The organism is Microcoleus sp. S13_C5 (assembly GCF_036700845.1).
Lineage (GTDB): Bacteria > Cyanobacteriota > Cyanobacteriia > Cyanobacteriales > Microcoleaceae > Microcoleus.
In genome coordinates, this window is the sequence record NZ_JAUBPR010000216.1 from 1 (window position 1) to 4,977 (window position 4,977).

A 4,977-nucleotide genomic window follows, 5' to 3' on the forward strand; every position below is an offset into this window, starting at 1 on the left:
AAGCAAGCCACTATCGATCAAAGCAACTGGTCACGGGACACGTCAAATGTGCCGCACTGGCAAATTCGGCTTTCCATCTCGCTATGTTCCCCGGTTTAAGTTTGTTAAAGGTTTTCAAACGGGAGATATTGTCAAAGCAATCGTTACTTCTGGCAAGAAAGTTGGTAAATATGTTGGGCGTGTTGCCGTTAGAACGAGTGGTTCATTTAATATTGCTGCATCAGAATTGGTGTCAGGGGTTAGCCACAAATATTGTTCAATTATTCACAGAAAGGATGGTTATTCGTATGCAGCATAAACCTTGCCCCCCCTTGGACTCCCACCACGCTCCCTGAGTACAGGTGAGCGTGGGGGTCTCCAAGGGGGAAGACAGATGAACGAGCTAAAAACCTTTTATAAGGTTTTGGCATAGAGATTTAAAAGGAGATAAAGCGATGCAACAGCAGAGGATCTGGCAAAAATATACAACGTTAACAAGTTCGCTCTTGTTAACGGCAACCGTTTTAGTTGCTCCCTCGTTCGCCGCTGATACAAATAAAGCACAGCTTCAAGGTCAATCTTTACTAGCGCAAGTACCGGATAGCTGTCGCCAGGTTATTGCGAGGAATGGTCTTAATGTTCGGCGACAACCGACGGCTAACAGCGAAGCGGTTGGGATCGTCGATTCCGCACGAAATGTGACGATTCAAAATCTTGGTGAGAATGGCTGGGTACCAATTACAGCCCCGATACAAGGCTACGTATATGGTGGTTTTCTCGGAATGTGTGAAGCCGCAACCGCCCCGCCTCCTACTAACTGCCGCCAAGTTGCAGCCGCCAGAGGAATTAATGTATATCAAGCACCTTCCACCGATCGGGAAAGCGTTGGAGTCGTCGCGAATGGACGAAGAGTGACGATTGAAAGTATAGGAACGGATGGTTGGGTGCCGATTACAGTGCCTCTGAGAGGCTACGTCCAAGCTGAAAACCTGGCGTATTGTAGTTAATTGAAAAAACAGTGATGGATCGCAAATCAAACCCAAAAAAAGAAACTAATTCACAGCAAAAGTCTGGTTTGTTAAATTTCATTGCCGAGACAACAGAATCTGCACTGAATACAGGCAAAGCGGTTGTTGACACAGCAGTTGATTTGGGGGAAGCTGCTGCTAAACAAGCTTATCGATTGATTGGACAAGCGACGCAAGGAACCGGAGATGCGGTAACTTATGTTGGCAATCTTCCCTTTGTTAAACAAGCTGCAGGGGTACTCAGGCTTGATTGGTTAGTTGGGGTCAGCGATCGCATCGATTTAGCCAAAGCCGAAGCTCAAGTCAAGGAACTCCAAAAAAAGTATCCCAATGAAGATCCCAGCGAAATTGCCCATCGCATTATGGTGGAAAAAGCGATCCGCGCCGGTGGTGTCGGATTTGCTAGCAGCATTTTACCCGGTGTCGCGGCTGCACTGCTGGCGATCGATTTAGCCGCGACTACTGCAATTCAAACCGAAATGGTTTATGAAATTGCCGCCGCTTATGGGATGGATTTGCAACAGCCAGCCCGAAAAGGCGAGGTTTTGGCAATTTTTGGGTTAGCGCTAGGCGGTAGCAATGCAATGAGAGCTGGTTTGGGCTTTTTACGCAACGTACCGCTGGCTGGCGCGATGATTGGTGCGAGTACGAATGCTACAATGCTGTACGCGCTGGGATATGCGGCGCGCCAATTTTACGAAGCCAAACTGAGGGAAGAGACTGAAGAACCTGGAACCGAAACGCTCGAAGCGATCCAGCAACAAAGCGAGAAATATCTCGATGTTGCGATCGCGCAGCAAGCAGCGATGGATCAAATTATGGTTCACATGATTTTGGCAACTTATCCCAACAAAAACTGGGAAGATATTCTGCCAGAATTGAAGGCATTGCAATTAAATGCCGATTCTCTCAAAAGGATTGCTGCTAACATCAAGTCCCCTAAACCATTGGGTGCATTGTTAGAGCAACTTAACCCCGACTTTGCAGTACCGCTATTAGCTCAATGCCGTCGCATTGCCGAAAGTAGCGGAGAGGTTTCCGAAGCAGAACAGAGGGTGCTGGATGCGATCGCACAAAAACTCAACGGTCAAGATGTGGCTTCGATATCCGCTTGAAAAAAATTGTTTGTGCGTTAGCTTTCTGGGTAACGCACCATCCCCAATATTTACTGTCGCTGTGTAAGTCCTAAATTAGGCTCACGTTACAGTAATCTACAGCCTTAAGATAGAGTTTGACAGGGCTAATTTTAAGACTATCAATAACGACTGATGCAAGAGGAATTTGTATGACAGCAGAAATATCCGCAGTCTGGGACAAGATTGAGAGCATGATCAATGGCTTCATTATCCTGCTGCCTAATATGATACTAGCGTTCATTGTTTTTGCAATCTTTTTCTTTGTTGGCAGGTCAATTAAGAGAGCGGTCAGGCGGCTTACCCGCAACCACCGCCAATCCCGGAATTTGGGACTGGTGTTGGGAAGGTTAGCGCAGGGTATTACTGTTCTGATTGGTCTGTTTATTGCCTTGTCGATTGTAATTCCCACATTTAAAGCAGGCGATTTGGTGCAACTGCTGGGAATTAGCGGGGTAGCGATTGGTTTTGCCTTTCGCGATATCTTACAAAACTTCCTAGCTGGTATCCTAATTCTTTTGACGGAACCGTTCCAAATCGATGACCAGATTGTGTTTAAAAGCTTTGAGGGAACGGTAGAAAATATTGAAACTCGCGCTACAACAATCCGAACCTATGATGGTCGCCGGATTGTAATTCCTAATGCGGAATTGTTCACCAATTCTGTTACTGTGAATACCGCCTTTGAGAAACGCCGGATGCAATACGACGTTGGTATCGGCTACGGCGATGATATTCACCGAGCCAAGCAGTTAATCAGGGAAGCCATGGACAGTGTGGATGAGGTTTTGGATGACCCTGCTCCTGACGTGCTGCTGATGGAACTTGCAGGAAGTACCGTCAATATCCGCGCTCGATGGTGGATTGCTCCGCCGCGACGACTTGACGATCTGCGATCGCGGGACAAGGTACTTTTTGCGATTAAGGAAAAGCTGACTGCCAATGGCATCGACTTGCCCTTTCCTACGCAGCAAATTTTGTTTCACGACCAAACCGAAGAGACGGATGGCGATCGCAAACGTCAACGCGAAGGATGGCCTGCAGGTAATGGCGAAGTTCCCAAACCCCGCAGCATCAGCGGTTCTCTGCGACAACTAATTGAACAGCGATCGCAACCTGACGGCAACGGACAATCTTAACCCGACCCCAACTCATGAAAAATGTCAAGTTAAGCAAACTTTGGGACTCGCTGCACTCTAGCTACTGGTTTATCCCAACGTTGATGGCGGTGGGATCGATGATTTTAGCGATCGCAATGCTGACACTTGACCGCACGGGTAATATACCAAACTGGAGGTGGATTTACACGGGTGGAACCGATGGTGCGCGATCGGTTCTTTCATCGGTTGCCAGTTCAATGATCAGCGTTGTTGCTACAGCTTTTTCTATTACTATTGTGGCGCTTCAGTTGGCGAGTTCAAATTTTGGTCCCCGATTACTGCGTAATTTTATGCAGGATACGGGCAATCAAATCGTGCTTGGCACTTTCATTGGCACGTTTATTTACTGTTTACTCGTACTGCGAACCATTCATGCAGAAGGAGAAGGATACAGCCTCTTTGTACCCCAACTCTCGGTTACAGTTGGTACCGGATTGGCAATTGCCAGTATCGGCGTACTGATTTACTTTATCCATCACGCATCAACCATTATTCAAGCCTCCCATGTAATTACTCAGGTTAGTGGCGATTTAGACAAAGCTCTAGATCGTCTGTTTCCCGAAAAAATCGGAGAAGGTAAAGCGAACAACTCGCGACAACAAGTGGGAGAAATTCCTGCAAATTTTGACTCGGAAGCAAGTCCAATCAAAGCCACTGGTGAGGGTTATTTGCAAGCAATCGATGACGACGAATTAATGAAAATTGCCCGTCAGTACAATCTGCTTGTACGTCTGACAACTCGACCGGGAAAGTTTATTGTCAAGGGCAGCGATTTAGCGATGGTTTTCCCGGAAAAACAGGTGAATCAAAGCTTGAAACAACAGATTAACGATGCTTTTATTCTGGGCCAAGAACGGACTGAATATCAAGATGTAGAATTTCCAATCGATCAGTTAGTTGAAATTGCCTTGCGTGCGATTTCTCCTGGTATCAACGATCCGTTTACTGCGATTCGGTGTATCGATAGACTCAGCGCCGGATTATCCCGCCTCGCTCAAAGGGATTTTCCCTCGCCCTATCGCTACGACGATGAACAGAATTTGCGGGTCATTGTTGAAGGAGTGACGTTTGAAGGGTTAGTCGGTACTGCCTTTAACCAAATTCGCCAGTACAGTAAATCAGATGTGGCGGTAACAATTCGCTTATTGGAAGCTATAGCTTGCATCGCCACTTACACCCGCAATTCCAAACAACGAGAAGCTTTACGCCGTCACGCGGAGATGATTTTAAGTAGTAGCCGGGAACAAATCTCTCAGGAGCAAGACCAGAAAGATCTCCAAGAGCAGTATCACCAAGTCATTAAAGCTTTAGGAGAGGATTAATTTTGTTGAGCAGAGTTATGGTAATAACAGCAGCTTTGCGATCGGCTCCTAATACTTTAGCTTTAACCGCGCTGATTGCCATTGGTTTAGCGCTGACACATTTATTTTGCGGAAAGTTGCGGTTTGCTCCTATTCCTCGCAGTGGCTGGCTTTCAGCGGCGAGTGGCGTTTCGGTAGCTTATGTTTTTGTGCCTATTTTACCGGAATTAAATCTGCACCAAGCGGTATTAGAGCAAGTAGAAGCAGGAGTTATTTCTTATCTAGAACACCACGTTTATTTAGGGTTTGCTGAATAATCGATCGCAAACTAAGAACAGGAGCGATCGATATATTCAAACTCAACTAAAGATAGATT

Annotated in this window: 5 protein-coding genes and 1 pseudogene; all 6 read left to right on the plus strand. The window is 46.5% G+C overall.

All coding sequences use genetic code 11. The features are described 5' to 3' along the window. Positions 1-298 (plus strand): annotated as a pseudogene (locus QUA04_RS28650) (RNA-guided endonuclease IscB); the annotation flags it as partial. A 136-nt stretch (positions 299-434) separates the two neighbouring features. Continuing rightward, on the plus strand, positions 435-986 hold the full coding sequence (locus tag QUA04_RS28655; RefSeq protein WP_333263887.1) for an SH3 domain-containing protein: 552 nt from the start codon (positions 435-437) through the stop codon (positions 984-986). A 14-nt stretch (positions 987-1,000) separates the two neighbouring features. After that, on the plus strand, positions 1,001-2,122 hold the full coding sequence (locus tag QUA04_RS28660) for a hypothetical protein (RefSeq protein WP_333263891.1): 1,122 nt from the start codon (positions 1,001-1,003) through the stop codon (positions 2,120-2,122). Between the two features lie 170 nt (positions 2,123-2,292). Next, on the plus strand, positions 2,293-3,279 hold the full coding sequence (locus QUA04_RS28665) for a mechanosensitive ion channel family protein (RefSeq protein WP_333263894.1): 987 nt from the start codon (positions 2,293-2,295) through the stop codon (positions 3,277-3,279). A 14-nt stretch (positions 3,280-3,293) separates the two neighbouring features. Further along, a complete protein-coding gene (locus tag QUA04_RS28670; RefSeq protein WP_333263896.1) occupies positions 3,294-4,622 on the plus strand; it encodes a DUF2254 domain-containing protein in 1,329 nt (442 codons plus the stop codon). Positions 4,623-4,639: 17 nt separating this feature from the next. After that, on the plus strand, positions 4,640-4,918 hold the full coding sequence (locus QUA04_RS28675; protein WP_333263899.1) for a hypothetical protein: 279 nt from the start codon (positions 4,640-4,642) through the stop codon (positions 4,916-4,918). The last annotated feature ends 59 nt before the right edge of the window (positions 4,919-4,977 follow it).

Excerpts from the sequence above, each read along its gene's own strand:
- QUA04_RS28655 (WP_333263887.1), top strand. The coding sequence starts at position 435 with ATGCAACAGCAGAGGATCTGGCAAAAATATACAACGTTAACAAGTTCG.
- QUA04_RS28660 (WP_333263891.1), top strand. The coding sequence starts at position 1,001 with ATGGATCGCAAATCAAACCCAAAAAAAGAAACTAATTCACAGCAAAAG.
- QUA04_RS28665 (WP_333263894.1), top strand. The coding sequence starts at position 2,293 with ATGACAGCAGAAATATCCGCAGTCTGGGACAAGATTGAGAGCATGATC.
- QUA04_RS28670 (WP_333263896.1), top strand. The coding sequence starts at position 3,294 with ATGAAAAATGTCAAGTTAAGCAAACTTTGGGACTCGCTGCACTCTAGC.
- QUA04_RS28675 (WP_333263899.1), top strand. The coding sequence starts at position 4,640 with ATGGTAATAACAGCAGCTTTGCGATCGGCTCCTAATACTTTAGCTTTA.